This window comes from Novosphingobium sp. SG720, from assembly GCF_012275365.1.
GTDB lineage: Bacteria > Pseudomonadota > Alphaproteobacteria > Sphingomonadales > Sphingomonadaceae > Novosphingobium > Novosphingobium rhizosphaerae.
Map to the genome: position 1 here is coordinate 30,373 of NZ_JAAZQN010000002.1, position 25,297 is coordinate 55,669.

The window sequence follows — 25,297 nt, forward strand, 5'->3', positions numbered from 1 at the left end:
ACTTGCCTGCGGGGGGCTTAGAAAGGCTCAGCCCGAACGGGGAATAGGGCTGAAAGCGCCCTTTCTCCTCCGATTATCCCACCTCCGTTCGCCCTGAGCTTGTCGAAGGGCGTGGGCGCTGCGGTTTGCCAGCAGCCTACCCCGCCAAGTCCCCCACGCGGTGGTGCGGCAGGATGCGCCAGGCAGCCGCCAGCACGATCACGTGCAGCGCTTCGACTGCCATGGGTTGCGCCCAGCCGGGATAGGCACCGGCCAGCGCGAGGTCCAGTGCGCGGCCGGCCAGCGCCACGCCGAACAAAAGGCCCGGCACCAGAAGCAGATCGCCGTTGCGGCGCCAGGCGCCAATCATCATGCACAGCGCGGCAACGCCAAAGAACGCGGTGAAATCGGCACGAATGGTGGCCCAGCCCGCCGCGCCCGGCGCCCCCACGCCCAGCATCGCGGCACCGGCCGGGGGCGTGAACAGGAACGCGGCGGCCATCATCAGGTCGAACAGGCCAAGCAGGAAAACCAGCGCCGTGATGATCAGGCGGATCGGCACCGCGGATCAGGCCAGGTTCGCGCGGTGGGGCGTGGCGGGCGCGGCTACTTCATCCTCGTTCGCCTGGCGAAAGGCGCGGCGCGCGGCCAACAGCAAGGCGATGTGCGCCACGTCCAGCGCCATGGGCAGCAACCATTCGGGATAGGGGCCAAAAGCGACGAAATTGACCAGCCGTTCCACCAGCGCACCGATGAAGATGAAGGTCGGCACGAGCAGCAGATCGCCATTGCGCCACAGGACGCCCGCAATCATCGCCAGCGCCGCGACGCTGAAGAACGACGTGCAATGCGCGCGGATGATCGAAAGCCCGTGCGCCGCGCGCGCGAGTTCGGCGCTGTCATGCGGCGTCACGAGGAACGAGCCGACAATGATCAGATCCACGAGCCCGGCCATCAGCACGAGCGCGGCCAACACCACACGCATCGAGTCTCTCCATCGACCTTGTTCTATTTGTCGCAAGTCTGACAAACTTTCGGACAGCTTGCAAAGAAATTGAACGACGCAATTCCGCCGTTTTGAACCATCGACGGCGGGAAAACTTGCGCAGCATCGGCCAAGGCGGCACAAGCCGCCCATGCTACAAAAGCGCATCCTGTTGATCGTGGGCGGCGGCATCGCCGCCTACAAGGCCTGCGAACTCGTCCGCCTGATCCGCAAGGGAGGCGGCGATGTCACCTGCGTGCTGACCGAGGGTGGCGCCCATTTCGTAACCGCGATGACGCTCGCCGCGCTCAGCGAAAATCCCGTGCACACAACGCTGTGGGATCTGAAGAACGAAGTGGAAATGGGCCATATCCAGCTGTCCCGCCAGGCAGACCTGGTGGTGGTGTGCCCGGCCACGGCTGACCTGATGGCGCGCATGGCCGCCGGCATCGCCGATGACCTGGCCACCACCTTGCTGCTCGCAACCGACAAGCCGGTCATGGCCGTGCCGGCGATGAACGTGCGCATGTGGCAGCATGCCGCCACCGTGCGCAACGTCGCCACCTTGCGCGCGTCGGGCGTCACCGTGCTGGAACCCGATGAAGGCGCGATGGCCTGCGGCGAATTCGGCCCCGGCCGCCTGCCCGAACCTGCGGCGGTGTGGACAGCGATCGAGGCCGCGCTGGCGCCGCGGCAGCCCCTGCCGGCCGCTGCAGCCCTGCCGCTTGCGGGCCGCCATGTGCTGGTCACGGCCGGCCCCACGCACGAACCGATCGATCCGGTGCGCTACATCGCCAACCGGTCGAGCGGCCGGCAGGGCTTTGCCATTGCCGAGGCTGCCGCCCGCGCCGGCGCGCGGGTGACGCTGGTGGCCGGCCCCGTCGCCCTGCCCACGCCACCGCGTGTTGTTCGGGTGAACGTGGAAACCGCACGCGAGATGGCCGCAGCCGTAGAGGCGGCGCTGCCGGCCGACGTGGCGGTGATGGTCGCCGCCGTGGCTGATTGGCGCACGGCCGATGCCGGCCCGCACAAGCTGAAGAAGGATGGCAGCGGCACGCCGCCCTCGCTCGCCCTGGTCGAAAATCCCGATATCCTGGCCAATCTGTGCCGCGATCCGCGGCGCCCTGCACTCGTCGTGGGCTTTGCTGCGGAAACCGATGACGTCATCGCCCATGCCGTGGCAAAGCGGGCGCGCAAGGGGGCGGATTGGATCGTGGCGAACGACGTTTCCGGCGATGTCATGGGCGGGGCCACCAACGCTGTCCACATCGTTGCCGCCGACGGCGTGGACAGCCTGCCCGAAATGCCCAAGGAACACGTGGCCGAGGCGCTTGTCGCGCGCATCGCGCAAACGCTTTCGCCCATGGCACCTGCCCCATCCACCCCGCCAACGGAATTCCCCGCATGACCGCCCATTCCCATTCTGCCCCGGTGCCGATCCTGTTCAAGCGCTTGCCCCATGGCGAAGGGCTGCCCCTGCCCGCCTATGCCACCGATGGCGCCGCCGGCATGGACGTGGTGGCCGCCGAGGATCTCGACTTGGCGCCGGGCGCGCGCCACGCCGTGGCCACCGGTTTGGCGCTCGCCATTCCGCCGGGCTTCGAAATCCAGGTGCGGCCGCGTTCGGGCCTGGCGCTCAAGCACGGCATTTCCGTGCCCAATGCCCCTGGTACGATCGACAGCGACTATCGTGGCGAATTGAAGATCATCCTGATCAACCACGGCAGCGAAAGCTTTTCGATCCGTCGCGGCGATCGCGTGGCGCAGCTGGTGCTGGCGCCGGTGGTGCACGGCACCTGGCTCGAGGTTGACGAACTGGACGATACCGCGCGGGGCCAGGGCGGCTTCGGCTCCACCGGCGGCGTCGTCGCGCTGGGCAGCTGAGCGGCGAGGATGGCTCTGCCTGACTTCCGTCTGGAGGCGTATTTCTCGAAGTGGGAATTCGCCGCCCGGCATCACCTGACGGCGTCCGACGCGCAGAGCATGACCTTGCGCGAACTGCTCGCCATGGCCGATCCTGCCGATGCCGCCGCATTCGATGCGCAATGGCTGGGCTATACCCAGACTTTCGGCGCCCCGGCTTTGCGGGCCGAGATTGCCAGCACCTATGACGCGATGGCCCCCGAAAACGTGCTGTGCTTTGCCGGCGCGGAAGAGGGGATCTACGTGGCCAACCACGTGCTGCTGGGCAAGGACGATCACGCCATCGTGATCACGCCCAATTACCAGGCGGCCGAAACCGTGCCGCTCTCGCTCTGTGCGGTCACCGGCGTGCCGCTCGATCCCGAAAACGGCTGGCGGCTCGATCTCGATCGCGTGGCGGCGGCGATCCAGCCCAATACCAAGCTGGTCTCGATCAACTTTCCCCACAATCCCACCGGCTCCATCCCCGATCGCGCCACGCTCGATGGATTGGTCAACTTGTGCCGGCACCATGGCATCTGGATCTTCAGCGACGAGGTCTATCGCCTGCTCGGCCCCGATCCGGCACGGCACCTGCCACAAGTGGCCGATATCTATGAGCGCGGCCTATCGCTCAATGTGCTGTCCAAGGCCTATGGCCTGCCCGGCCTGCGCATCGGCTGGATCGCTTGCCAGGACGCGGGCGTGCTTTCGCGCATGGAGCGGATGAAGCACTACTTGTCGATCTGCAATTCCGCGCCCAGCGAGGCGCTGGGGATCATCGCGCTGCGCGCCGCCGATCGCATCATCGGGCGCAACAACGCTCTCGTGCGCGCCAATCTCGACGTGCTCGATGCGTTCTTTGCCGATTATCCGCACTTGTTCGAATGGACACGATCGGACGGTGGCTGCGTGGGCTATCCGCGCTGGCTTGGGCCGGGCACGGTGGATGCCTTCTGCGAAGACCTGATCGACAAGGCCGGGGTGCTGTTGCTGCCCTCGGGCATCTATCATTCCGATCTGGGCCCCGTGCCCGCCGATCGGTTCCGCATCGGTTTTGGCCGCAGCGACGTGCCGGAAAGCATCGCTGCCTTGCGCGCCTATCTGGAACAACGAACATTCTGATCTGGTGCTTGCTAGACACCATTTGTTGCGCGTGATGCACCACTAACGCTTGCCTTTCCCGCCTGGCCTGCCCTAGGGGCCTGCCCCAGGGATCAGGGTGTGGCGGCCGCCTTCTTGCGTGGGCGCCGCACAACGGGAGAGAATGTCATGCGCGCTCGTGCCGCGTGGCCGCTGGCGCTTGCCGGCTTGGCCGCACCAACCATCGTCCACGCCGCCGCCGGCCCGGTGCCGGGGACGAACGGCGCCGACACGGTGTGGATCATGGTTTCCTCGGCGCTCGTGCTGCTGATGTGCATGCCGGGCCTCGGCCTGTTCTACGGCGGCCTGGTGCGCACCAGGAACTTCCTTTCGGTGCTGGTCCAGGTGGGCGCGATCGCGGCTGTTGCCTCGCTGCTGTGGCTGGTCTGCGGCTATGCCCTGGCGTTCGGCCCGGTGGGTGGCGGCCTGGTGGGTGGTCTCGGGCCGGTCATGCTCGGCCATCTGGCACCCCTGCGTGCCGGCCTTGCCATTCCAGAAAACACATTTGCGCTGTTCCAGATGTGCTTTGCCGCAATCACGCCCGCGCTGATGGTCGGCGCCTGGGTGGATCGCGCAAGGTTTTCGTGGGTCCTGGCATTCTGCGCGGCCTGGGGCCTTATGGTCTATGCCCCCGCGGCGCACTGGATCTGGGGCGGCGGCTGGCTTGCCACGCGGCTCGGCACGCTGGATTTTGCCGGCGGCGTCGTGGTGCACACCACCGCCGGGGTTTCCGCGCTGGTCGTGGCGATCCTGCTGGGCGCGCGGCAGGGTTTTCCCAAGACGCTGATGCTGCCCCACGCGCCCGCACTGACCATGGCGGGCGCGGCGCTGCTGTGGGTGGGCTGGTTCGGCTTCAACGGCGGGTCGGCACTGGCCGGCAATGCCGGGGCCACGGCGGCCATTCTCAACACCCATATCGCCGCCTGCGCCGCGGCGATGGCCTGGCTGCTGATCGAGCGGCTGACGGTGGGCAAGCCCACCAGCGTGGGCTTTGCCACCGGCGCGGTGGGCGGCCTTGCCACGGTGACGCCCGCGGCGGGAATGATCGCGCCGGGCGCAGCGCTGCTGTTCGGCCTGGCCGCAGCCTGCGTGTGCTATCCCATGATCCTGCTGGTCAAGCACCGCTGCAAGGTGGACGATTCGCTTGATGTCTTTGCCGTCCACGGCGTGGGTGGCATGATCGGCTCGCTGCTGCTGGCGCCGTTTTTGGCCCCGAGCCTTGGCGGCGCCGGCTATGCCCCGGGCATGGACATGGGGCGCCAGATCCTCGCCCAGGCGCTCGGCGTGGGCGTGGTGGCGCTGTGGTCGGCGCTGGCCACGCTGGTGCTGGCGCTTGGCCTTGCCCGGATCTGGCCGATGCGGGTGAACGAGGATGACGAGCGCGAAGGACTCGACCTTGCATCCCACGGCGAGCGTGCGTGGGAATTTGACTGAATCGCGTCAACACGGCGCCACATCCGCTTGTTCGTCCGCGACAAAGTGCGATAGCATTGGCGTGGGGAACAGGTGGGCAGGCGGGCATGTTCGATGCGGGACTGATAGGCGACATCTATGAGGCGGCCGCCGTGCCCGAGCGCTGGGCCGGAGTATTGCAGACCTTGGCGGACCAGGCGGGCGCGCGCGGCAGCAACCTGATCCGCTTTGGCCCGCAAGGCCTGGCAATGACTTCCACCGAAAGCGTGCAGGCGCTCACCGTGGAATTCGATCGGCTGGGTTACAATGCGCAGAACACCCGGGTGAGCCGGTTGCTGGCGCGCGGCGACCACCCCGGCTTTCTCACCGACAGCGACGTGCACAGCGCCGACGAACTCGTGTCCTTGCCGATCTACAGCGAATTCCTCGTTCCCCATGGCATGGATGCAGGCGCAGCCACCGTGATCCAGGGTGCGGGAGAAGATGGCCTGATCCTGGCCCTGGAAGGGTTTGCCGGCCACGAGGCGTCGCGCCAGGCGGCGCGCCGGCTCGATGCCTTGCGCCCGCACCTTGCCCGCGCCTTGGCCTTGAGCGCGCAATTGCGCATGCAGCGGGTAGAAGCGGCGGTGAACGCGCTGGACCTGGTCAGCGTGGCCGCCGGCGTGATCGACCCGGCCGGCCGGATCGAGGCAATGAACCCGCGCTTTGCCTCGGCGATGGACAGCCTGCTGGCGCAGCGCGCAGGCGTGCTGCACGCGGTACATCCCGGCTGCGATGCGCAGTTGCGGGTGGCGCTGGCGCGGTTGCGCGAACGCCATGCGGGCTGCTCGCTGCCGCTGCGCGACGCCCAGGGTGCGGCGCGCCACGCCCTGCACCTCGTGCCCATGCACGGCCTTGCCCGTGATGCGTTCGACAGCGCCGGCGCGGTGGTGATCCTGGCGGGGGCCGGCAACCCCAGCGTGCCCGGCGCCGATCTGATCCGCGCGCTGTTCGATCTGACCCCGGCAGAAGCGCGCGTGGCCCGCGCCGTGGCCCAGGGCCTGTCACCGACGGAAATCGCCAGCCGCCACACCGCCTCGCCAGCCACCGTGCGCACCCAGCTCAAGCATGTCTTTGCCAAGACCGGGGTGACCCGGCAGACCGAACTGGCCGTGCTGCTGGCCTCGCTGGCCGGCCCGCTCGATCCGGCGGCCTAGGCGGCGTTTCGTCGAAACACCCTCATGCCCTAGTTTTTTGTGTTCGCGCGATTTTTTGACAAAACCCGGTCCCCACTTTTTGTCGTCGCGCTCTATGCGCAAACAAAAAGGGCCGGCCCGAAGGCCAGCCCTTGATGCGTTCGTTGCCGAAGCGGACTGAAAGATCAGCGCTTCGAGAACTGGAAGCTGCGGCGAGCCTTGGCGCGGCCGTACTTCTTGCGTTCCACGACGCGCGAGTCGCGGGTCAGGAAGCCAGCGGCCTTGACGGCGCCACGCAGCGCGGGTTCGAAGCGGGTCAGCGCCTGGGCGATGCCGTGCTTCACGGCGCCGGCCTGGCCCGACAGACCGCCGCCCTTGACGGTGGCGATGATGTCGTACTGGCCTTCGCGGCCGGCCACCTGGAACGGCTGGTTGATCACCAGGCGCAGGGTCGGACGGGCGAAGTACACTTCCTGGTCGCGGCCGTTGACCACGATCTTGCCGCTGCCGGGCTTGAGCCACACGCGGGCCACGGCGTCCTTGCGGCGGCCGGTAGCATAGGCGCGGCCGAACGAATCGACTTCGCGATCGCGCAGCGGCATGGTCGGCGCAGCAGGTGCAACCGGCGCGTCGCCTTCGGCGGCGGGTTCGGCAGCAGCGGCGGGAGCGGGAGCGGCAGACGTCAGGTTCTTGAGGTCGGCCAGGCTCGAGACGGTGTCGTTATCGGCCATGATCAGGCACCCACCTTGTTCTTGCGGTTCATCGAGGCGACGTCGAGCGCCACCGGCTGGGTGCCACCATGCGGGTGTTCGGTACCGGCATAGAGGTGCAGCGCGCGCATCTGCGCACGGCCGAGCGGACCACGGGGGATCATGCGCTCAACGGCCTTTTCCAGCACGCGTTCGGGGAAGCGACCACCCAGGACCTTGTCCGCGGTGACTTCCTTGATGCCGCCGGCATAGCCGGTGTGCTTGTAATAGGTCTTGGCCTTGAGCTTGTTGCCCGTGAGGCGCACCTTGTCGGCGTTGATCACGACAACGTGATCGCCGCAATCGACGTGGGGCGTGAAGCTGGGCTTGTGCTTGCCGCGCAGATGGTTGGCGATGATGACGGCGAGACGGCCGACCACCAGGCCTTCGGCATCGATAAGATGCCAGTTCTTTTCCACCTCGGCCGGCTTGATCGACCGGGTGACCTTGCTGAGAGCCTTCATGGCTGTTCGGTTCCCTGGATGTTGGGTTACCCGCGTCCCGCGCCAGACTTGGCACAAGCGGGGTGAAGAACCGCGCCTTTGTTGCAAACAGCCTCAGGAGTCAAGCAAACCGCGCCTTTGCGGAGAGGTAAAATAATACCTTCTCGGTTTTCAGGCCAATTTTCCGCCCCGTCCCAGGCCATGCGCACCCCAGACCGTGCACACCAGCAGCAACGCGCCGCACAACTGGTGGAGCACGGCGAGCCACAGCGAAACCCCGCTATAGACCGTGGCAATGCCCAGCAGGACTTGCGTGCCAAAAGCGATGTGGATCGCAACCGAGGCGGGCCGTTGTCCCGCCCGGCGCAGCTTGCGCGCCATCACCACCAGCACGGCCACCACGGCCCAGGCCCACCAGCGGTGCAGGAAGTGCACGAGATAGGGATCGCTGGTCAGCGTGGCCAGGGCGCCCCGCGCCCATTCCACGCCATCGGGAAAGAACTTGCCCTGCATCAGCGGCCAGGCGTCCCACGAAAACCACCCTGCCCCGGCCACCACGCCGGCGCGCAGGCCCGCCAGGAACGCGCCATAGACCAACTGCAGCGCCAACATCCCCAGCGCCAGCGCGCCAAGGCCGGTCAGCCGCGCGCGGCCTTGGCCAGCGGCCAGGGCGCGCAAGTCCAACAATGTCCAGACGATCCCGGCCAGGGTGAACAGCGCCACGGCCAGGTGCGTGGCCAGGCGATAATGGCTGACTTTCACATCATGCACGATGCCAGACTTGACCATCCACCAGCCCACCGCGCCTTGCAACGCGCCCAGCGCCAGGAGCGCCAGCAGGCGCGGCTTGTAGCCGGCGGGGATCTGCCCACGCACCCAGAACCAGGCCAGCGGCGCGGCAAAGGCCAGGCCGATGGTGCGCGCCAGCAGGCGGTGCACCCATTCCCAGAAGAAGATGAACTTGTAGGTCGCCAGCGTCATCCCGGCCGGGCCATTGACCAGGATATATTGCGGCGTCTGGCGATAGGCGTCGAACTGCGCCTGCCACTGCGCGTGGGTGAGCGGCGGCAAGGCGCCCGAAACCACGTTCCACTCGGTGATCGACACGCCCGATTCGGTCAGCCGGGTAATGCCGCCGACCACCACGATCGCCACGATCATCGCGGCCACCACGATGAGCCAGCGGACCAGGAGCAGCGGTGCAGGTTTGGAAGCCGTCATGCGCGCGACTTCTGCGTCTGCGCGCGCGGGCGCGCAAGTGGCATTTGGGGGAAGCCGGTTTTGCAGCCCGGCCGCGCAAAAGCCTTGAACGATGATACAACGTTACATATATGGGCGGCCATGAACCAGGCCTTCCTTGCCTTGCGCAGCCGACTCGACCGTTTCGGCGTGCTCCTTTCCGGCCTGTGCATGATCCATTGCCTGGCCGGGCTGTTCCTGGTCGGCGTCCTGGGTCTGGGCGGCGGCGTGCTGCTCAATCCTGAAATCCACCATGTCGGCCTGGTCCTGGCCATCGTGATCAGTGCGGCAACGATCGGCATGGGCGCATTGCGCCATGGCCACCGCCTGCCCCTTGCCTTGGGCGTGGCCGGCCTTTCGCTGATGACCGCTGCCGTGCTGGTTGGCCATGGGGCGGCCGAATCCGTGCTGACCATCGGCGGCGTGCTGCTCGTGGCCACGGCCCATGTGGTCAACATGCGGCGTAACGCCTGCTGAAGCCTTGCACCATGCAATGCGGCCGTTAAAGCACGCTACCATGGCCACGAACCCGCAAAGCTCGACCCTGTCGCTCACGCTCAATGGCGAACCGCGCCGTGTTGCCCCCGGCAGCATTGCCGATCTGGTGCGCCAACTCGAACTCGATCCGGCCAAGGTCGCGGTGGAACGCAACGGCGATATCGTGCCGCGTTCCACGCTCGCCCAGGTCCCGCTCGCCGATGGCGACGTGCTGGAAATCGTCCATTTCGTCGGCGGCGGCGAAGTCGATGCCCCGGTTGCCCAAGACACCTGGACGGTTGCCGGTCGCACGTTCCGCTCACGCCTGATCGTGGGCACCGGCAAGTACAAGGATTTCGCCCAGAACGCCGCTGCCCTGGCCGCCTCCGGCGCGGAAATCGTGACGGTGGCGGTGCGCCGCGTCAATGTGTCGGACCCGAAGGCGCCGATGCTGACCGACTATATCGACCCACGCAAAGTCACCTATCTGCCCAACACTGCCGGGTGCTTTACCGCCGAAGACGCCATCCGCACCTTGCGCCTGGCGCGCGAGGCCGGCGGTTGGGACCTGGTCAAGCTGGAAGTGCTGGGCGAGGCGCGCACGCTCTATCCGGACATGCGCGAAACCCTGCGCGCCACCGAAGTGCTGGCCAAGGAAGGTTTCCTGCCGATGGTCTATTGCGCCGACGATCCGATCGCCGCGCGCCAGCTGGAAGAAGCGGGCGCGGTGGCGATCATGCCCTTGGGCGCGCCGATCGGTTCGGGCCTGGGCATCCAGAACAAGGTGATGATCCGCCTGATCGTGGAAGGGGCCAAGGTGCCGGTGCTGGTCGATGCCGGGGTGGGCACGGCGAGCGATGCGGCCGTGGCCATGGAACTGGGTTGCGACGGCGTGCTGATGAACACCGCCATTGCCGAAGCGAAAGACCCGATCCGCATGGCCCGCGCGATGAAGGCTGCCGTCGAGGCCGGGCGTGATGCCTATCTCGCCGGGCGCATGGCCACGCGCCGCTATGCCGACCCCTCCAGCCCGCTGGCCGGCCTGATCTGACGCGTCAGAACTGGGTGCGCAGGCCGTCGATCACGAATTGCGCGGCCAGCGCAGCCAGCAGCACGCCCAGCAGGCGGGTGACCACCGCTTCCACCTGTTCGCCCAGCACGCGGATGATCGGGCGCGCGGCAACCAGGGCAACGAAGCTCAGCACCATGACGACGCCCAGCGCGGCGAGGACCACGGCGGTTTCCTCGGTGCCATGGGCGCGCGCGGTAAGCAGCATGATCGAGGCGATCGAGCCTGGCCCGGCCAGCATCGGCATGGCCATCGGGAAAACCGAAACGTCTTCGACGTGGGGCTGGGCGTTGCGCACCTTTTCGGCGCGCTCCTCGCGCCGCTCGGTGCGCTTTTCGAACACCATGTCGAGCGCGATGAGGAACAGCATGATGCCCCCGGCAATGCGGAAGCTGGCCAGTTCGATATGCAGCGCGCCCAGCAGGTCTTCGCCAAACAGGGCAAAGACCACCAGGATGCCGGTGGCGATGAGACAGGCGCGCAGTGCCATCTGCGCCGCCTGACGCGCAGTGGCATGGGTGGTGAGCCCGGCATAGATCGGCGCGCAGCCGGGCGGATCGATCACCAGGAACAGCGTGGTGAAGGCGGACAGGAACAGTTGCAGCATGTCAGCCCCCTTGGCCCGGATGCGACCGCGCGTCGAGATGGACAATCTCGGCCATGGCGCCGTCCTTCCACTGCCACGCGCGGAAACGGCGGCTGCCATCGGGCAGCACCGTGCTGCGCCAGGCCAGCGTGCCGTCGTTGGATTGGCCCAAGCGGCTGTCTGACCCGGCGGGCGCGTCGTCGGCCGGCACCGGGCCGGCCAGCGGACGCTGCACGATAGGCGCATTCTTGGCGGGCTTTGGTTCGGCACGGCCCTCCCCGCCATCCGGCCCTGGCCGGGCCGGGCAATCGGCCACCACGCCAACCAGGAATTCGGGCGCTTCGGGCAGATCGGCTGCCGTGCCTTCCAGCGTCAGGCGCCATTGGTACTGGCCTTTCTTGGGATGGCGCTGCCACACCGTGGCGTACCAGCCGCCGCCCGGCGTTGCCGTCCAGCGGCCGCGGGTCAGGCCATAGCTGCCGTCGCAGGCGATCCAGGCGGCATCGGGCTGGTGCGGGTGGAGCGGTGGGCCTTCCTTGCGGCGCAACAGCGGCTCGGCCGCCTGGCGCGGCGGCACCACCACCTCGGCCCCTTCGGCCATGCTGGCCGCCAAGCCTTCGTGCGGGCCCTTGGCGCGCATGGCCTGGGCCATGGCGATATCGGCGCCGATCAACGCGCTGGGATTGGCGATCACGCGCACCCGCCCGCCGGCCGGCTGGGCCAGGACGGGGCAAGGGAAGCACAGGGCAAGCGCAAGAACGGCGCCAGAAGCACGAAGCAGCATGGCGCCGGTTCTATCGGATGGCGGCGTGCGGGCCAAGCAAGCACTTGACCCTGAAATGTTACGTCAGATCGCGCCTTCGGCCAGGTCGATTCCGGCGTTGCGATAGGCCGCGACCAGCGTGTTGCGCAGCAGCACGGCAATGGTCATCGGGCCAACGCCGCCGGGCACCGGAGTGATCGCCCCGGCAACGGCACTGGCTTCGTCATAGGCGACATCGCCGACCAGCCGCGTCTTGCCTTCCTGCGCGGCCGGAACGCGGTTGATACCCACGTCGATCACGGTGGCGCCGGGCTTGATCCAGTCACCCTTGATCATTTCCGGCCGGCCCACGGCGGCCACCACGATATCGGCGCGGCGCACCACGTCGGGCAGGTTCTTCGTCTTGCTATGCGCGATCGTGACCGTGCAGCTTTGCGCCAGCAGGAGGGCGGCCATCGGCTTGCCCACGATGTTGGAGCGGCCAACGACCACGGCGTCGAGGCCAGCGAGATCGCCCAGCTTGTCCTGCAACAGCATCAGGCAACCCAGCGGCGTGCAGGGCACGAAACCCGCCTGCCCCACGGCAAGGCGCCCGGCGTTGGTGACGTGGAAGCCGTCCACGTCCTTGTCCGGGTTGATCGTGGCGATCACCGTCTGCTCGTCGAGATGGCGCGGCAGCGGCAATTGCACCAGGATGCCATCGACGGCGGGATCGGCGTTGAGCTGTTCGACCAGCGCCAGCAGCGTGGCTTCGTCGGTATCGGCAGGCAGCTTGTGTTCAAAGCTCGCCATGCCGGCTTCCACCGTGCTCTTGCCCTTGGATCGGACATAGACCTGGCTGGCCGGGTCTTCCCCCACCAGTACCACGGCGAGGCCCGCGCGGCGCCCGGCCTGCGCTTCGAATGCGGCAGCAAGAGTGGCGATGCGCGCGCGCAAGCCGGCCGCAAAGGCCTTTCCATCGATCACGTCAGCAGTCATGAAATCAATACCCCGAGGCAGCCAGGCCGTTGAGCAGGATGGACAGCAGCCGCAGCAGCACGATCAGCACCATCGGCGAGAAATCGATGCCGCCGGTGTTGGGCATGAAGCGGCGGATCGGCGACAGCAGCGGATCGAGAATGGCATTGAGCGCCCGCCAGATCGCGACCACCGCGTTATTGCTGGTGTTGATCACGTTGAAGCTGATCAGCAGGCTCATCACGAACTGCACGATCACGACCATGCTGACAACGCTGATCAGGTAATCGATCATCTGGACAAGGGTATAGAGCAGCACGGACAGTTCCTCTCGCGGCGGCGGTGCTGCGCTTTAGCCCAGGCTTGGGGCTTAGGGCAATCGGGTCAACGCCGCTTCCTTGCGCAAGATTTCGGTCACCGGCCAGCCGGCGCGGATCACGGCGCCAGTCACGGCGTCAGTCATGGGGCCAGGGTCGTGCTCTCGATATGCCAGCGCAGCTGTTCCGCGCTTGCGCCGGGCACGTCGTTCACGCGGCGCAGCACGACTTCCCCGTTCAGGCGGCGCGCGCCGTCGATGATGGTGACGGGCGCGGTGTAATAGATAGAACCGGCCGCGCCTTCGGAATCGCCGGGCTGGATCGTCACGCGCGGCTGCACAAGATGGCTCCAGCGTGCGGCAAAGGCCTTGGGATCCAGCCCGCTGGCCTTGCCATGATCACCCCAGAACGCCCTGACCGAGGCCCAGTCGCGCGCCTCCACGGCAGTTCCCCAGGCGGCCAGAACCTTGCCGGGATCGCGCCGGGCATTGAGCGCGGCGGCATAGGCGGGGTTGGGCGTTGCCGTCGTCGCGTCCGCCGCGAGGGCAGGCGCGGGCTTGGACGCAGCATCGGGTGCGCTGTCTTCGCTCGGCAAATCGGACGGCGCGACGATCCAGGGCGGCGGCGTCATTTCCGCGCTGTCGAGCGGGGTGGCCGAAGCCCGCGGCGCAGGATCGGGCCGCCGATCACACCCCGCGACATTGATGGCAACGGCAGAGGCGAGCGCGGTGGCGAGGCAGAAGCGGATCATGCCGCTAACCACGCGTGACCGCGCCTTTCGTTCCATTGCGCCAGCAAGCCCGGCGCTTAGCGGTGGATCAGCGTGCCCGCGCCGCGCGCGGTGAAGATTTCCAGCAGCATGGCGTGCGGCACCCGGCCATCAAGCACGACGGCCGCCTCGCACCCGGCTTCCACCGCGTGGACGCAGGTTTCCAGCTTGGGAATCATGCCGCCGCTGATCGTGCCATCGGCGGTCAGCCCGGCGATGTCCTGAGGCGTCAGGTCGGTGAGCAGGCGCTTGTCCTTGTCGAGCACGCCGGGCACGTCGGTCAGCAGGAACAGGCGCGAGGCGCCGAGCTTGGCCGCGATCGCGCCGGCCATGGTATCGGCGTTGATATTGTAGGTATGCCCATCCTTGCCCACGCCGATCGGCGCTATCACCGGGATGAAACCAGCGGCGCTGGCGGTGTGGATGATCGTCGGGTCGATCTCGGTCGGTTCGCCCACGAAGCCCAGGTCCACCACACGCTCGATGTTGCTTTCCGGGTCCTTGGTGGTGCGTTCCACCTTGGTGGCCGTCACCAGCCCCGCGTCCTTGCCCGAGATGCCGATCGCCTTGCCCCCGGCCGCCGCGATCCAGCTCACCAGTTCCTTGTTGATCTTGCCCGACAGCACCATCTCGGCCACTTCGGCCGTGGCCGCGTCGGTCACGCGCAGGCCATCGACGAAGCGCGATTCCACGCCCAGCTTTTTCAGCATGGCGCCGATCTGCGGCCCACCGCCGTGCACCACCACCGGGTTCACGCCCACGGCCTTCAAGAGCACGATGTCCTGCGCGAAATCGTGCGCGGCATCGGGATCGCCCATGGCATGGCCGCCATACTTGACCACGAAAGTCTTGCCGGCATAGCGCTGGAGATAGGGCAGCGCCTCGGTCAGCGTTTCCGCCTTGGCGAGCATGCTGGTGCGATAGGAGTCGGTCTGATCGATGTTCGTGGCCATGATGGCGGCGCCTTAGACCCCTTGCCGCGAATTTGAAGTGAATAATTGATTCAGGCGCGATCCAGCTTGCGCCCCAGCCGCACCGCCAGCCAGATCAAGGGCGGCACCATCAGGGTGGACAGCAGCAGCTTGGCACCCAGTTGCCCGGTCATCAGCGCACCGATCGGCAGGGGGTGCCCATCGGCGCCATGTTCGCCCCAGAACGAAAGCGTGATGAACAGCACGGTATCGGCCACCTGGCTGAGCAGGCTGGCCAGCCACGCGCGCAGCATCAGGCGCTGGCCCTGCCCGCCGCCGATGCGGGCAAAGACATGGACGTTGAGAGTTTGCGACACACCATAGGAAATGAGGCCGGCGAGTTGCATCCGCGCGCCCTGGCCCAGCACCGTGGCAAAGGCTTCCTGCCCCTGCCAGAACGGCGCGGGCGGCACGGCATGGATCACCAGGGTCAGCAGCACCATCGACACGACAAGCGGGATGAACCCCAGCCGCACCAGCATGTTGGCGGCTTTCTGCCCATAGAGTTCGGCCGTGGTGCTCGACAGCACGACCAGCAGCAGGAAGCAGAAAATGCCCGATTCGACGGCAAGATCGCCCAGGATCGGCCAGTGCCCGAGACTGGCGATCTTGGCCCCCAGGACCCCGGCAAGCACGACCAGGCCGCCATAGAGCAGGGAGAAAACAAACAGAGCGCGGGGCAGGGAGACGGTTTGCGGCGCAGACGACAGCGCGGATGGGAGCATCTTTTCCATCGTCTGCCTCTATCCTGATTTTGACGCGGCGCCAAATATGGTTAGGAACGAAACTGTCTAGCACTTCCTAATTCCCCCAATAGCGGAGTTGGCCTCCCCGCCATGCGCATCCTTTCCAGTCTTGGCGGCATGGCGCTGCTGTTTGCCATCGCGTTCCTGCTATCGTCCAACCGCCGCGCAATCCGCTGGCGGGTGGTGCTGCCGGCCTTTGCGCTTCAGGCCGGCCTCGCCGCGCTGGTGCTGAGCTTTCCGCCGGGCAAGGCGGCGCTGCAGGGCGCGGCCCATGCGGTGGAACAGCTTCTCTCCTACTCGCGCGCCGGGGTGGAATTCGTGTTCGGCAACCTCGCCAACCCCGACATGGGCGGCAAGAGCGTGGCCATCGCCGTGCTGCCGCCGATCGTGTTCTTTGCCGCGTTGATTTCCATCCTCTATTACCTGGGCATCATGCCGCTGGTGATCCGCTGGATCGGTGGCGCGCTGGAAAAGGTCACCGGGATCAGCCGAGTGGAATCGCTGTGCGCGGCCGCCAACATCTTCGTCGGGCAAAGCGAATCGCCCTTGGTGATCCGCCCCTATCTCGCTGCGTTGACCCCCAGCCAGATCTTCACGGTGATGAGCGTGGGCATGGCGGGCGTGGCCGGCACGATCCTGGCCGCCTATGCCGGGCTGGGCGTGCGGGTGGATTACCTGGTGGCGGCCGCGTTCATGTCGGCGCCCGGTGGCGTGTTCATGGGCAAACTGATCATGCCCGATGCGCCGCCACTGCACGATGGCGGCCATGGCGATACCGCGCTGACCAACCCGCACATCAAGCCTTCGCTGGAAGAAGCACCGGAAGAACAGCGCCCCGCCAACCTGATCATGGCCGCCGCCCAAGGCGCGCAGACCGGCGTCAAGCTGGCCGTGGCGGTGGGCGCGATGCTGCTCGCCTTCGTGGCGCTGATCGCGCTGGCCAATGGCATGCTGGGCTGGGCCGGCGGTTTTTTCGGCCATCCCGGGCTGACCTTCCAGCAGATCCTGGCGCCGATCTTTGCGCCGGTGTTCCTGCTCCTGGGCGCGCCCAACTGGGCCGAGGCGATGCAGGCGGGCGGCCTGTTCGGCACCAAGATCGTGCTCAACGAATTCGTCGGCTTCATCGATCTGCAAGAGGCCAAGGGCCTGTCCGACCACACCATCGCGATCGTCACTTTCGCGCTGTGCGGCTTTGCCAATTTCTCGTCGATCGCCATCCAGATGGCGGTGACCGGCGGCCTGGCCCCCAACCAGCGCCCGGTGATCGCGCGCCTGGGCATCAAGGCCCTGTGCGCCGGCGCGCTGTCCAACCTGATGAGCGCGGCGTTGGCGGGGCTGTTCCTGTCCTTGTGAGCGGCTGGGGCCCCTGCCCTTCGACAAGCTCAGCGGACGGAAATGGAGAAATTTTCTCCTGAAATCCCGTTCGGGCTGAGCCCGACGAAGCCCCCGGCGCAATACCTCAGCTATTGGCCTCGCGCTTCAATTCATAAAGCAGGTCCAGCGCGGCGCGGGGGGACAGCGCATCGATGTCGAGCGCGTTGAGCTTTTCGCGCAGGGCATCCACCTTGTCCTCGGCCGCTTCGATCGCGGCGGCAAACAGCGGCAGGTCGTCCAGCCCGGCAGCCAGCCCGCCGGTAGCGGCACGGCCCTTTTCCAGCTTGTCGAGCACGCCGCGCGCGCGCTTCACCACGGCTTCGGGCACGCCGGCCAGGCGGGCGACGGCCAGGCCATAGGACTTGTCGGCCGGGCCCTGCGCCAATTCGTGCAGCAGGACGAGATCGCCCTTCCATTCGCGCGCCCGCACATGGTGCAGCGAGAGCGCGGGGCAGGTTTCGGCCAGGCGCTGCATCTCGTGGTAATGGGTGGCGAACAGGCAGCGGCTGCGGTTCACTTCGTGCACCGCTTCGGCCACGGCCCAAGCCAAGGCCAGGCCGTCGTAAGTAGACGTGCCGCGCCCCACTTCATCGAGGATCACGAAACTGCGCGGCCCGGCCTGTTGCAGGATCGCGGCGGTTTCGACCATTTCCACCATGAAGGTGGAGCGGCCACGCGCCAGGTTGTCGCTCGCGCCGACGCGGCTGAACAGCCGGTCGACCAGGCCCACCGTGGCGCTTTGCGCCGGCACATAACTGCCCGCCTGGGCCAGCAGCACGATCAGCGCGTTCTGCCGCAGGAACGTGGACTTGCCGCCCATGTTGGGCCCACCCACCAGCCACAGCCGGTCGGTTTCGCCAAGCTGGCAATCGTTGGCCACGAACCGCTCACCCGCCTTGGCCAGCGCAGCTTCGACCACGGGATGGCGGCCACCCTCGATCGCCAGCACCGGTGCTTCGACCACCTGGGGCAGGCACCAGCCGCCTTCGCTCGCGCGCTCGGCGTGGCTGGCGGCCACGTCGATCCGGGCGAGCGCGGCGGCGGTGGCGGCAATGCCTTCGCGCGCGGCCACGGCATGGGCGATCAGGTCTTCGAAATGGGCTTCCTCGGCCGCCAGGGCATGCCCGCCCGCTTCGGCAATGCGGCTGGCTTCCTCGTGCAGCGCAAGGGCGTTGAAGCGCACCGCGCCGGCCATCGTCTGGCGATGGGTGAAGCCCGAATCCGGCGCCATCAGCCGGTCGGCATGGCGGGCCGGCACTTCGATGAAATAGCCCAGCACGCCGTTGTGGCGGATCTTGAGCGCGGCGACGCCGGTCTCGTCGCGGTATTTGGCTTCCAGCGCGGCAATCGCGCGGCGCGAATTGCCGGCCGCCAGGCGCAGTTCGTCAAGGCCCGCGTCATAGCCTTCGGCAATGAACCCGCCCTGGCTGCGCTCGGTGGGCGGCGTGGGCACCAGGGCGCGGGCAAACAGGTCCACCAAGGCGCCGTGGCCGGCCAGGTGTGGCAGCAGGGCTCGCACCAGTGCCGGGCAATCGGCGCGCTGGGCCAGGGCATCGTGCAGATGCCGCGCCTGCGCCAGGCCATCGCGCAACTGGCCCAGATCGCGCGGGCTCCCCCGTCCGGCGACCACGCGGCCCAGCGCGCGGCCCAGGTCGGGCACGGTGCGCAAGGCGCCGCGCACGTCGGCGCGCAGGATCGGATCATCGCCCAGCCACTGCACGGTTTCCAGGCGGGCGCGGATCTGCGCCAGATCGAGCAGCGGGGCGGCAAGGTCTTCGGCCAGCAGGCGCGCGCCCGCGCCGGTAACGCAGCGGTCCACCGCATCGGCCAGGCTGCCCTTGCGCGTGCCCGACGATGAAACCAGCACTTCCAGGCTGGCGCGCGTCGCCTCGTCCATGGCCATGTGCGCGTCGGCCCCGCGCGCCACCGGCGGCAGCAGCAGTGGCAAGCGCCCACGGCCGACATGGTCGAGATAGGCGACCAGGCCAGCGGCGGCGGCCAGCATAGCGCGGCCGAACACCCCAAAGCCATCGAGCGTGGCCACGCCGTGCAGCTCTTTCAGCCGCGCTTCGCCCGTTGCGCTGTCGAACGTGCGGCCGTGGCGGGGCACGGCGTCGAGCGGCGCCTCGGCCCAATCCTCTGGCGCCACGATTTCGCGCGCACCCAGCCGCGCCAGCGCTGCGCCCAGCCGGTCAGGCGGGCATTCTTCCAGCTCCATCCGCCCGGTGGAAATGTCGCACGAGGCCAGGCCCACCGTGTCGCGCAGCGGGCAAACCGCCGCCAGTACGTTGGATTCGCGCGGATTGAGCAGCGCTTCCTCGGTGAGCGTTCCGGCGGTGACGAAGCGCACGATATCGCGCGCCACTAGCGTCTTGGACCCACCGCGCTTTTTCGCCTCTTCCGGGCTTTCGACCTGTTCGGCAATCGCCACGCGGCAGCCGGCGCGGATCAGGCGGGCGAGATAGCTTTCCGCCGAATGCACCGGCACGCCGCACATCGGGATCGGCGCGCCACCGTGTTCGCCCCGGCTGGTCAGCGCAATGTCGAGGATCTGGGCAGCCTGGCGGGCATCGTCGAAGAACAGCTCGAAGAAATCGCCCATGCGATAGAACAGCAGGCAATCGGGGGCCTGGTCCTTGAGCGCAAGATATTGCGCCATCATCGGCGTGGGTGCGGGGGTGGCAGGCATAGCCCCTTTGGCTAGCCCAGGTCCGGCCCATTCTCAAACCCGCGTGCCCGCCTTATGAACAGGTGCACGGCTCCCCATTGCCGGGGCGGCGTGATAAGGGCATGGCCGCCCGTTGCCGAGGCAGTAGCAAAAGAGACCCGATGCAAGTTCCCGAGAAGCGGACCTGGTTCGACCTTGATTGGCGCGTGGACGGCCTGCCGTGGCTGTCGATACCGGCGATCGTGCTGGGCACGCTGCTGATCTGCGCGCCGTTCCTGCTGGTGGATGTGCCACCGCTGATCGACGTGCCCGGCCACATGGGTGCCGCCGCGATCGAGGCCGCGGGGCCCGACAGCCCGCTGGGCAAGTACTTGGGCTTCAAGTGGGTGTTCACCCTCAACATCGGCGGCGACGTGCTGATGAAAGTGCTGGGCGCGCCGCTCGGTGTGCTGGCCGCCGGGTGGTGGAGCACCGTGATCGCCACCGCCCTGTTCGCCGGCGGATGCCTGGCCACAGTGCGCGTGGTCAATGCGCGCGGCGGGCATGGTGCGCCCTGGGCACTGATGTGGGTGTTCAGCTTTCCGCTGCTGACCGGCTTCCTCAACTATATCCTGGGCACGGGCCTGTCGCTCTGTGCCTTTGCCGCGGCGGTAGCCCTGGAAAGCCGCCCGCGCGACCGTGCCGGGCTGCTGGTGGTGGCGCAGCCGCTGGCCATGCTGTGCCACGCCATCGGCGGATTGCTGCTGGCCGTGCTGGTTGGCGCCAATGCCTTTGGCCGCGAGGTGGACAACCTGCCCAAGGGCTGGTGGCGCCCGTCGCGCTGGCGCAGCGTGATTGCCACCCACGATTGGAAAGCGGCCGCCATGCGGCTGGTCGTGCTGTGCTGGCCGTTGCTCGCCACGGTGCTCACGATCGTGTTGTGGAAGCTGTTCTCGCCCTCTCCGGCGCGCAGCCTCAACACCTGGCGGTGGGACCAGAAGGGCATGTGGCTGGGCATCACCCTGCGCGACCAGTCCTTCACGCTCGATGCGATCACCACGGGCGCGGCCTACCTCCTCCTGCTGGGCGGGGCGTTCCTGGGCGGGCGGTGGAACTGGCAGCGCGGGTTGCCAGGGCTTTGCGTGCTGATCCTCTACGTGGTCATCCCCAGCGACATCAACGGCAGCGCGTTTGTCGACGTACGCCTGCTGCCGCCGGCGATGATGCTGCTGCTCGGCCTGCAGGACTGGAGCGGCGCACGCCCGCGCGTGGCGCGCCTGGTGGCCTATAGCGGGCTGATCCTGCTGGGCCTGCGCACGGTGGTGACAGCCGCCAGCTTCGTCGATTACGCCGACGATTATCGCCAGCAGCTTTCCGCGCTCGAGCATATCGAGCCCGGCAGCCGCGTGCTGACTTTCGTGGAGCATTCGTGCCTGGAGGAATCCTGGCGCAACACCCGGCGCGACCACCTCGCCAGCCTGGCCAGCGTCTATCGCCAGGCCTGGGTGAACGACAACTGGGCCGTGCCCGGCCTGCACATGGTGGTGCCGCGATTCCGCCCGGCCCGCAACTTTGCGGCCGATCCTTCGGAATTCGTGTGGTCGCGCGGCTGCGCCGGCGGGCGGTTGCGCTCGATCGACTCGGCGCTGCGCTTTGCCCCGGTGGAGCGCGTGGACTATGTCTGGCTGATCGACACCGGGCTGCCCCGCAACCCCGACCCGCGCCTGCGCCTGGTATGGCAACAGGGGCGCAGCCTGCTGTTCGCCGTGCGGCCCCTGGGCTTCCCCACCTGGCAACCCCGCGATTTATGAGGGTTCATTTCTAAGGCGCTCAAGCCTTCCCTCCCGCATTCGAATGTGCAAGGGGCTATGGAGTTTCTAGTCTGCCGGGAGTGCGCCAATGTCCGAGGAAAGCAACGTCCGTTTCACCGAACGCGAGGCGCTTTTCTATCACAACACCATCCGGCCCGGGAAAATCGAGATCATCGCCTCGAAGCCCATGGCCACGCAGCGCGACTTGAGCCTGGCCTATTCGCCGGGCGTCGCGGTGCCGGTGCTGGCGATCGCCGAAAACCCCGCCACGGCCTATGACTATACCGCCAAGGGCAACCTGGTGGCGGTGATTTCCAACGGGACGGCCATCCTGGGCCTGGGCAACTTGGGCGCGCTGGCCTCCAAGCCGGTGATGGAAGGCAAGGCGGTGCTGTTCAAGCGCTTTGCCGATGTCGACTCGATCGACATCGAGCTGGCCACCGAAGATCCCGAAGCTTTCATCGAGGCGGTCGCCCTGATGGAGCCCAGCTTTGGCGGCATCAACCTGGAAGACATCAAGGCCCCGGAATGCTTCATCATCGAGCAGGCCTTGCGCGAGCGCTTGAAGATTCCGGTGATGCACGATGACCAGCACGGCACCGCGATCATCACCGCGGCCGGCCTGCTCAATGCCTGCCACCTGACCGGCCGCGCGATGTCGGAAGTGAAAGTGGTGGTCAATGGCGCAGGCGCCGCTGCGATCGCCTGCACCGAACTGATCAAGGCCATGGGCGTGCGCCACGACAACGTGATCATGTGCGATCGTTCCGGCACGATCTATCGCGGCCGCACCGACAGCATGGACCAGTGGAAGAGCGCGCACGCGGTCGATACCCCGGCGCGCAGCCTGGAAGAGGCGCTCGATGGCGCCGACATCTTCCTGGGCCTTTCCGCGGCCGACGCGCTCAAGCCCGAATGGGTCAAGAAGATGGCGCCGCAGCCGATCATCTTCGCCATGGCCAACCCCGATCCCGAGATCAATCCCAACGCGGCCAAGGCCGTGCGTCCGGACTGCGTGATTGCCACCGGCCGCTCGGACTATCCCAACCAGGTCAACAACGTCCTGGGCTTCCCCTATATCTTCCGTGGCGCGCTCGATGTGCAGGCCATGGCGATCAACGAGGAAATGAAGATCGCGGCCGCCACCGCGATCGCCGAACTCGCGCGCGAGCCGGTGCCCGAAGAAGTGGCCGCCGCCTATGGCAAGAACCACCAGTTCGGCCTGGACTACATCATTCCCGCGCCGTTCGATCCGCGCCTGATGGAAGTGGTGTCTTCGGCCGTGGCCAAGGCCGCGATGGATTCGGGCGTGGCGCGCAAGCCGATCGAGGATTTCGAAACCTATCGCGAAACCCTCAAGGCCCGCCTCAACCCCACCACGTCGGTGCTCACCAACGTCTATGCCAGCGTGAAGCAGAACCCCAAGCGGGTCGTCTTTGCCGAAGCGGAGCAGGAAGTGGTGCTTCGCGCCGCGATCCAGTACCGCGATTTCGGCTATGGCACGCCGGTGCTGGTCGGCCGCACCCAGGGCGTGCTCGACAAGCTGTCGGAACTGGGCGTTTCCAACCCGTCGAGCTTCGAGATCCACAACTCCAATGTCTCGCCGCTGGTGGAAGACATGGTCGCCTACCTCTATCCGCGCCTGCAGCGCCGCGGCTATCTGGAACGCGACGTGCGCCGCATGGTCAACAACGATCGCAACGTGTTCGCCTCGCTGCTGCTGGCGCTGGGCCATGCCGATGCGATGATCACCGGCACCACGCGCCCGTTTGCCCAGACGATGAAGGAAATCCGCCGCGTCCTGGGGCCCAAGCCCGGTCACCTGCCGTTCGGCGTGCACCTGCTGGTGGGCAAGAACCAGACCGTGTTCCTGGCCGATACCACGGTCAACGAACGCCCCAACGCGGAAGAACTGGCCGACATCGCCATCGAAACCGCCGCGGTTGCGCGCCGCATGGGCCACGAACCGCGCGTCGCGTTCCTGTCCTATTCCACGTTCGGCAATCCCTATGGCAAGTGGCTTGATGCGCTGCGTGATGCCGTCGCCATTCTCGACGAGCGCAAGCCCGGGTTCGAATACGAAGGCGAAATGGCGCCCGATGCCGCACTCAACCCGCGCATCATGCAGACCTATCCGTTCTGCCGCCTGTCGGGACCGGCCAACGTGCTGATCATGCCGGGCCTGCAATCGGCCAATATCTCGGCCAAGCTGCTGCGCGAACTGGGCGGCAACGCCATGATCGGGCCGATGCTGCTCAACATGGAAAAGCCGGTGCAGATCGCCCCGATGACCGCGACTGCGCCCGACCTGCTCACGCTGGCCGTGCTCGCTGCGGCGGGCATCACTGCCTAGAGCATTTTCAAGGCAGGTGGGATCACCTGCCGACTCGGAAAATGCGGCAAATCAAACGGTAGAGCGCCGGCTTTGACGCAGTCAAAGTCGATCGCGCTCTAAGCGGGCAACACCCCGCGGATTTGCAGCCAGCTTGTGCGCCAGGACGGGCACAAGCTGGCTGCCGTTGCCGGAGCGGCCAAGCACGACCGCCCCGGCATAATCCGCCCAGGAATGGGCCCTGCACTCACACCAGCCCGGCAGTCTGCGCCAGCAGCCATGCGCCGATGGCGATGAACAGCGCGGCGGCCACCAGGCGCACCAGGCTCATCGGCACGCGGGCGATCAGCGCGTTGCCCAGGAACACGGCCGGCACGTTGGCCAGCATCATGCCCAGCGTGGTGCCCGCAGTCACCGCCACGGCATCGTGGAAGCGGGCGCCCAGCGCGATCGTGGCAACCTGTGTCTTGTCACCCATTTCCACCAGGAAGAACGCAACCAGCGTGGTGAGGAATGCGCCGAAACGCGCAGGCCGGGTGCTGGCATCGTCTTCGTCCAGCTTGTCGGGCACCAGGGTCCACAGGCCCATGGCGATAAAGCCGGCGGCAATGGCATAGCGAAACCACAATCCATCCAGCAGGTCGGCGGCGACCATGCCGACCAGCGCGGCCAGGAAATGGTTGACCATCGTGGCTGCCAGGATGCCGAGCACGATCGGCATCGGCTTTTTGAAGCGGGTGGCCAGAACAATGGCGAGAAGCTGCGTCTTGTCGCCGATTTCCGCCAGCGCGACGACAGCGGTGGAGGTCGTGAACGCCTCGAACAAAGGTGCCATGGTGATATGATCCGGGGCCAGGCGAAACCAAGACAAACGACAACGCGCAAATCCGCCCGGCCGAGCGATTCGCGTGCTGTCATTTGGTCTTGCCCGCAGCAGGCCTATCCGGCCTGCCTCTGCCCGCGCCATGGCCTCTCGACCAAGCATGTTGACGCTGGGCGCCGCACGGCTTGTGCGGTGGCTACTCCCCAAGTGACGTGCGGCGGCCGTTACGGCGCCTTGCCGCTGCTGGCAAGGCGTTTTTCACAACGTGCCAGGATCGCACGCTTTTCCGCCGGCTCGGCGTGATACCATGCGGTGATTTCGGTGATCGTGCGCGCACATCCCCGGCATTGCGCGCTGGCCGGATCGATCGCGCAGACGCCGGTGCATGGGCTGGGTGGCGCTTCCATCGCATGGTCATAGGCCTGGCAGGCCCGGCGCGCAATTTCCTTGCGCAGCGCAGCATTTGCCCCTAAGGCCGTGCCCAGCAGGTGCGATGCGCCCGCTGCCCATGCCCCTAGGGGCCATGTGCGCAGCAGGTGACAGAGGCCCGGGCAAGCGTGAGATCGACCGTTTCGGAAACGATCCGCCCCGGCCGCGCGCATCGTGCCCCACCCGCCTCCCTTTATC

At 67.1% G+C, this 25,297-nt stretch carries 25 protein-coding genes; 10 read left to right on the forward strand and 15 right to left on the reverse strand.

The window, feature by feature from the left end; translation table 11 throughout:
* Nucleotides 1–136: 136 nt before the first annotated feature.
* Together FHW94_RS09540 and FHW94_RS09545 are read right to left on the reverse strand one after the other, a co-directional pair.
* The gene (locus tag FHW94_RS09540) at nucleotides 137–541 is read right to left on the reverse strand and encodes a hypothetical protein (RefSeq protein WP_349237485.1); all 405 of its coding nucleotides are present in this window, start codon (nucleotides 539–541) and stop codon (nucleotides 137–139) included.
* A 6-nt stretch (nucleotides 542–547) separates the two neighbouring features.
* Nucleotides 548–964 (reverse strand): hypothetical protein, encoded by a 417-nt coding sequence (locus FHW94_RS09545; RefSeq protein ID WP_168555616.1) that lies wholly within the window; start codon nucleotides 962–964, stop codon nucleotides 548–550.
* Nucleotides 965–1,115: 151 nt separating this feature from the next.
* On the opposite strand from FHW94_RS09545, the gene coaBC reads away from it, so the two are divergent.
* The 5 genes from coaBC (at nucleotide 1,116) to FHW94_RS09570 (ending at nucleotide 6,618) form a co-directional block, all read left to right on the forward strand.
* Complete coding sequence (gene coaBC, locus FHW94_RS09550) at nucleotides 1,116–2,372, forward strand: bifunctional phosphopantothenoylcysteine decarboxylase/phosphopantothenate--cysteine ligase CoaBC (RefSeq protein WP_168555617.1); 1,257 nt, start codon at nucleotides 1,116–1,118, stop codon at nucleotides 2,370–2,372.
* Nucleotides 2,369–2,848: a dUTP diphosphatase gene (dut, locus tag FHW94_RS09555; protein ID WP_168555618.1), complete on the forward strand. Its 480-nt coding sequence runs from the start codon at nucleotides 2,369–2,371 to the stop codon at nucleotides 2,846–2,848. Before coaBC ends, dut begins: the two co-directional genes overlap by 4 nt.
* 9 nt (nucleotides 2,849–2,857) lie before the next feature.
* Nucleotides 2,858–3,991 (forward strand): aminotransferase class I/II-fold pyridoxal phosphate-dependent enzyme, encoded by a 1,134-nt coding sequence (locus FHW94_RS09560; protein WP_168555619.1) that lies wholly within the window; start codon nucleotides 2,858–2,860, stop codon nucleotides 3,989–3,991.
* A gap of 147 nt (nucleotides 3,992–4,138) precedes the next feature.
* Entirely contained in the window at nucleotides 4,139–5,443 is a 1,305-nt protein-coding gene (locus tag FHW94_RS09565; protein WP_168555620.1) for an ammonium transporter, read from the forward strand.
* 86 nt (nucleotides 5,444–5,529) lie between these two features.
* On the forward strand, nucleotides 5,530–6,618 hold the full coding sequence (locus FHW94_RS09570) for a helix-turn-helix transcriptional regulator (protein ID WP_168555621.1): 1,089 nt from the start codon (nucleotides 5,530–5,532) through the stop codon (nucleotides 6,616–6,618).
* Nucleotides 6,619–6,782: 164 nt separating this feature from the next.
* Here the strand turns inward: FHW94_RS09570 and rpsI are convergent, their stop codons facing one another.
* The 3 genes from rpsI to FHW94_RS09585 all read right to left on the reverse strand — a co-directional run bounded on the left by rpsI (nucleotide 6,783) and on the right by FHW94_RS09585 (nucleotide 9,010).
* A complete protein-coding gene (rpsI, locus tag FHW94_RS09575) occupies nucleotides 6,783–7,328 on the reverse strand; it encodes a 30S ribosomal protein S9 (RefSeq protein WP_168555622.1) in 546 nt (181 codons plus the stop codon).
* A gap of 2 nt (nucleotides 7,329–7,330) precedes the next feature.
* Nucleotides 7,331–7,810, reverse strand: coding sequence for a 50S ribosomal protein L13 (gene rplM / locus FHW94_RS09580; RefSeq protein ID WP_168555623.1), 480 nt, complete (start codon nucleotides 7,808–7,810; stop codon nucleotides 7,331–7,333).
* A gap of 150 nt (nucleotides 7,811–7,960) precedes the next feature.
* Nucleotides 7,961–9,010, reverse strand: coding sequence for a COX15/CtaA family protein (locus FHW94_RS09585; RefSeq protein ID WP_168555624.1), 1,050 nt, complete (start codon nucleotides 9,008–9,010; stop codon nucleotides 7,961–7,963).
* A 120-nt stretch (nucleotides 9,011–9,130) separates the two neighbouring features.
* On the opposite strand from FHW94_RS09585, the gene FHW94_RS09590 reads away from it, so the two are divergent.
* Together FHW94_RS09590 and thiS are read left to right on the forward strand one after the other, a co-directional pair.
* Entirely contained in the window at nucleotides 9,131–9,505 is a 375-nt protein-coding gene (locus FHW94_RS09590; protein ID WP_168555625.1) for a MerC domain-containing protein, read from the forward strand.
* 40 nt (nucleotides 9,506–9,545) lie between these two features.
* Complete coding sequence (thiS, locus tag FHW94_RS09595) at nucleotides 9,546–10,556, forward strand: sulfur carrier protein ThiS (protein ID WP_168555626.1); 1,011 nt, start codon at nucleotides 9,546–9,548, stop codon at nucleotides 10,554–10,556.
* Between the two features lie 4 nt (nucleotides 10,557–10,560).
* On the opposite strand, the gene FHW94_RS09600 is transcribed toward thiS, so the two are convergent.
* The 7 genes from FHW94_RS09600 to FHW94_RS09630 form a co-directional block, all read right to left on the reverse strand.
* Nucleotides 10,561–11,181: a MarC family protein gene (locus FHW94_RS09600; protein ID WP_168555627.1), complete on the reverse strand. Its 621-nt coding sequence runs from the start codon at nucleotides 11,179–11,181 to the stop codon at nucleotides 10,561–10,563.
* A gap of 1 nt (nucleotide 11,182) precedes the next feature.
* The gene (locus tag FHW94_RS09605) at nucleotides 11,183–11,944 is read right to left on the reverse strand and encodes a hypothetical protein (RefSeq protein WP_168555628.1); all 762 of its coding nucleotides are present in this window, start codon (nucleotides 11,942–11,944) and stop codon (nucleotides 11,183–11,185) included.
* A 63-nt stretch (nucleotides 11,945–12,007) separates the two neighbouring features.
* Nucleotides 12,008–12,901 carry a bifunctional methylenetetrahydrofolate dehydrogenase/methenyltetrahydrofolate cyclohydrolase FolD gene (gene folD / locus FHW94_RS09610; protein WP_168555629.1) on the reverse strand — a complete coding sequence of 298 codons (894 nt, stop codon included), beginning with the start codon at nucleotides 12,899–12,901 and terminating at the stop codon, nucleotides 12,008–12,010.
* Nucleotides 12,902–12,905: 4 nt separating this feature from the next.
* Nucleotides 12,906–13,199: a YggT family protein gene (locus tag FHW94_RS09615; RefSeq protein ID WP_168555630.1), complete on the reverse strand. Its 294-nt coding sequence runs from the start codon at nucleotides 13,197–13,199 to the stop codon at nucleotides 12,906–12,908.
* Between the two features lie 140 nt (nucleotides 13,200–13,339).
* Nucleotides 13,340–13,960 carry a hypothetical protein gene (locus FHW94_RS09620; protein WP_168555631.1) on the reverse strand — a complete coding sequence of 207 codons (621 nt, stop codon included), beginning with the start codon at nucleotides 13,958–13,960 and terminating at the stop codon, nucleotides 13,340–13,342.
* Nucleotides 13,961–14,004: 44 nt separating this feature from the next.
* Nucleotides 14,005–14,919 carry an acetylglutamate kinase gene (argB, locus tag FHW94_RS09625; protein WP_168555632.1) on the reverse strand — a complete coding sequence of 305 codons (915 nt, stop codon included), beginning with the start codon at nucleotides 14,917–14,919 and terminating at the stop codon, nucleotides 14,005–14,007.
* 50 nt (nucleotides 14,920–14,969) lie between these two features.
* Nucleotides 14,970–15,671 carry a queuosine precursor transporter gene (locus FHW94_RS09630; RefSeq protein ID WP_246866050.1) on the reverse strand — a complete coding sequence of 234 codons (702 nt, stop codon included), beginning with the start codon at nucleotides 15,669–15,671 and terminating at the stop codon, nucleotides 14,970–14,972.
* 102 nt (nucleotides 15,672–15,773) lie between these two features.
* On the opposite strand from FHW94_RS09630, the gene FHW94_RS09635 reads away from it, so the two are divergent.
* The gene (locus FHW94_RS09635) at nucleotides 15,774–17,036 is read left to right on the forward strand and encodes a NupC/NupG family nucleoside CNT transporter (protein WP_168555633.1); all 1,263 of its coding nucleotides are present in this window, start codon (nucleotides 15,774–15,776) and stop codon (nucleotides 17,034–17,036) included.
* Between the two features lie 106 nt (nucleotides 17,037–17,142).
* Here FHW94_RS09635 and mutS read toward each other — a convergent pair whose 3' ends face one another.
* A complete protein-coding gene (gene mutS / locus FHW94_RS09640; RefSeq protein ID WP_168556067.1) occupies nucleotides 17,143–19,719 on the reverse strand; it encodes a DNA mismatch repair protein MutS in 2,577 nt (858 codons plus the stop codon).
* A 167-nt stretch (nucleotides 19,720–19,886) separates the two neighbouring features.
* Here mutS and FHW94_RS09645 point away from each other — a divergent pair, with 167 nt between their 5' ends.
* Both FHW94_RS09645 and FHW94_RS09650 read left to right on the forward strand, forming a co-directional pair.
* Nucleotides 19,887–21,515 carry a hypothetical protein gene (locus FHW94_RS09645; RefSeq protein ID WP_168555634.1) on the forward strand — a complete coding sequence of 543 codons (1,629 nt, stop codon included), beginning with the start codon at nucleotides 19,887–19,889 and terminating at the stop codon, nucleotides 21,513–21,515.
* A gap of 88 nt (nucleotides 21,516–21,603) precedes the next feature.
* Entirely contained in the window at nucleotides 21,604–23,868 is a 2,265-nt protein-coding gene (locus FHW94_RS09650) for an NADP-dependent malic enzyme (protein WP_168555635.1), read from the forward strand.
* 226 nt (nucleotides 23,869–24,094) lie between these two features.
* On the opposite strand, the gene FHW94_RS09655 is transcribed toward FHW94_RS09650, so the two are convergent.
* Together FHW94_RS09655 and FHW94_RS09660 are read right to left on the reverse strand one after the other, a co-directional pair.
* Nucleotides 24,095–24,682 (reverse strand): TMEM165/GDT1 family protein, encoded by a 588-nt coding sequence (locus tag FHW94_RS09655; RefSeq protein WP_168555636.1) that lies wholly within the window; start codon nucleotides 24,680–24,682, stop codon nucleotides 24,095–24,097.
* A gap of 212 nt (nucleotides 24,683–24,894) precedes the next feature.
* Complete coding sequence (locus FHW94_RS09660) at nucleotides 24,895–25,077, reverse strand: DUF1289 domain-containing protein (protein ID WP_168555637.1); 183 nt, start codon at nucleotides 25,075–25,077, stop codon at nucleotides 24,895–24,897.
* Between the last annotated feature and the right edge of the window lie 220 nt (nucleotides 25,078–25,297).

Bases quoted from the DNA above. Each gene is read 5' to 3' on its own strand.
- dut (WP_168555618.1), top strand. From the start codon at position 2,369: ATGACCGCCCATTCCCATTCTGCCCCGGTGCCGATCCTGTTCAAGCGC.
- FHW94_RS09600 (WP_168555627.1), bottom strand. From the start codon at position 11,181: ATGCTGCAACTGTTCCTGTCCGCCTTCACCACGCTGTTCCTGGTGATC.
- FHW94_RS09565 (WP_168555620.1), top strand. From the start codon at position 4,139: ATGCGCGCTCGTGCCGCGTGGCCGCTGGCGCTTGCCGGCTTGGCCGCA.
- FHW94_RS09560 (WP_168555619.1), top strand. From the start codon at position 2,858: ATGGCTCTGCCTGACTTCCGTCTGGAGGCGTATTTCTCGAAGTGGGAA.
- FHW94_RS09635 (WP_168555633.1), top strand. From the start codon at position 15,774: ATGCGCATCCTTTCCAGTCTTGGCGGCATGGCGCTGCTGTTTGCCATC.
- FHW94_RS09585 (WP_168555624.1), bottom strand. From the start codon at position 9,010: ATGACGGCTTCCAAACCTGCACCGCTGCTCCTGGTCCGCTGGCTCATC.
- FHW94_RS09660 (WP_168555637.1), bottom strand. From the start codon at position 25,077: ATGGAAGCGCCACCCAGCCCATGCACCGGCGTCTGCGCGATCGATCCG.
- FHW94_RS09590 (WP_168555625.1), top strand. From the start codon at position 9,131: ATGAACCAGGCCTTCCTTGCCTTGCGCAGCCGACTCGACCGTTTCGGC.
- mutS (WP_168556067.1), bottom strand. From the start codon at position 19,719: ATGATGGCGCAATATCTTGCGCTCAAGGACCAGGCCCCCGATTGCCTG.
- rpsI (WP_168555622.1), bottom strand. From the start codon at position 7,328: ATGGCCGATAACGACACCGTCTCGAGCCTGGCCGACCTCAAGAACCTG.
- coaBC (WP_168555617.1), top strand. From the start codon at position 1,116: ATGCTACAAAAGCGCATCCTGTTGATCGTGGGCGGCGGCATCGCCGCC.
- FHW94_RS09545 (WP_168555616.1), bottom strand. From the start codon at position 964: ATGCGTGTGGTGTTGGCCGCGCTCGTGCTGATGGCCGGGCTCGTGGAT.
- FHW94_RS09645 (WP_168555634.1), top strand. From the start codon at position 19,887: ATGCAAGTTCCCGAGAAGCGGACCTGGTTCGACCTTGATTGGCGCGTG.
- FHW94_RS09650 (WP_168555635.1), top strand. From the start codon at position 21,604: ATGTCCGAGGAAAGCAACGTCCGTTTCACCGAACGCGAGGCGCTTTTC.
- argB (WP_168555632.1), bottom strand. From the start codon at position 14,919: ATGGCCACGAACATCGATCAGACCGACTCCTATCGCACCAGCATGCTC.
- folD (WP_168555629.1), bottom strand. From the start codon at position 12,901: ATGACTGCTGACGTGATCGATGGAAAGGCCTTTGCGGCCGGCTTGCGC.
- thiS (WP_168555626.1), top strand. From the start codon at position 9,546: ATGGCCACGAACCCGCAAAGCTCGACCCTGTCGCTCACGCTCAATGGC.
- FHW94_RS09605 (WP_168555628.1), bottom strand. From the start codon at position 11,944: ATGCTGCTTCGTGCTTCTGGCGCCGTTCTTGCGCTTGCCCTGTGCTTC.
- FHW94_RS09655 (WP_168555636.1), bottom strand. From the start codon at position 24,682: ATGGCACCTTTGTTCGAGGCGTTCACGACCTCCACCGCTGTCGTCGCG.
- FHW94_RS09570 (WP_168555621.1), top strand. From the start codon at position 5,530: ATGTTCGATGCGGGACTGATAGGCGACATCTATGAGGCGGCCGCCGTG.
- rplM (WP_168555623.1), bottom strand. From the start codon at position 7,810: ATGAAGGCTCTCAGCAAGGTCACCCGGTCGATCAAGCCGGCCGAGGTG.
- FHW94_RS09630 (WP_246866050.1), bottom strand. From the start codon at position 15,671: ATGGAAAAGATGCTCCCATCCGCGCTGTCGTCTGCGCCGCAAACCGTC.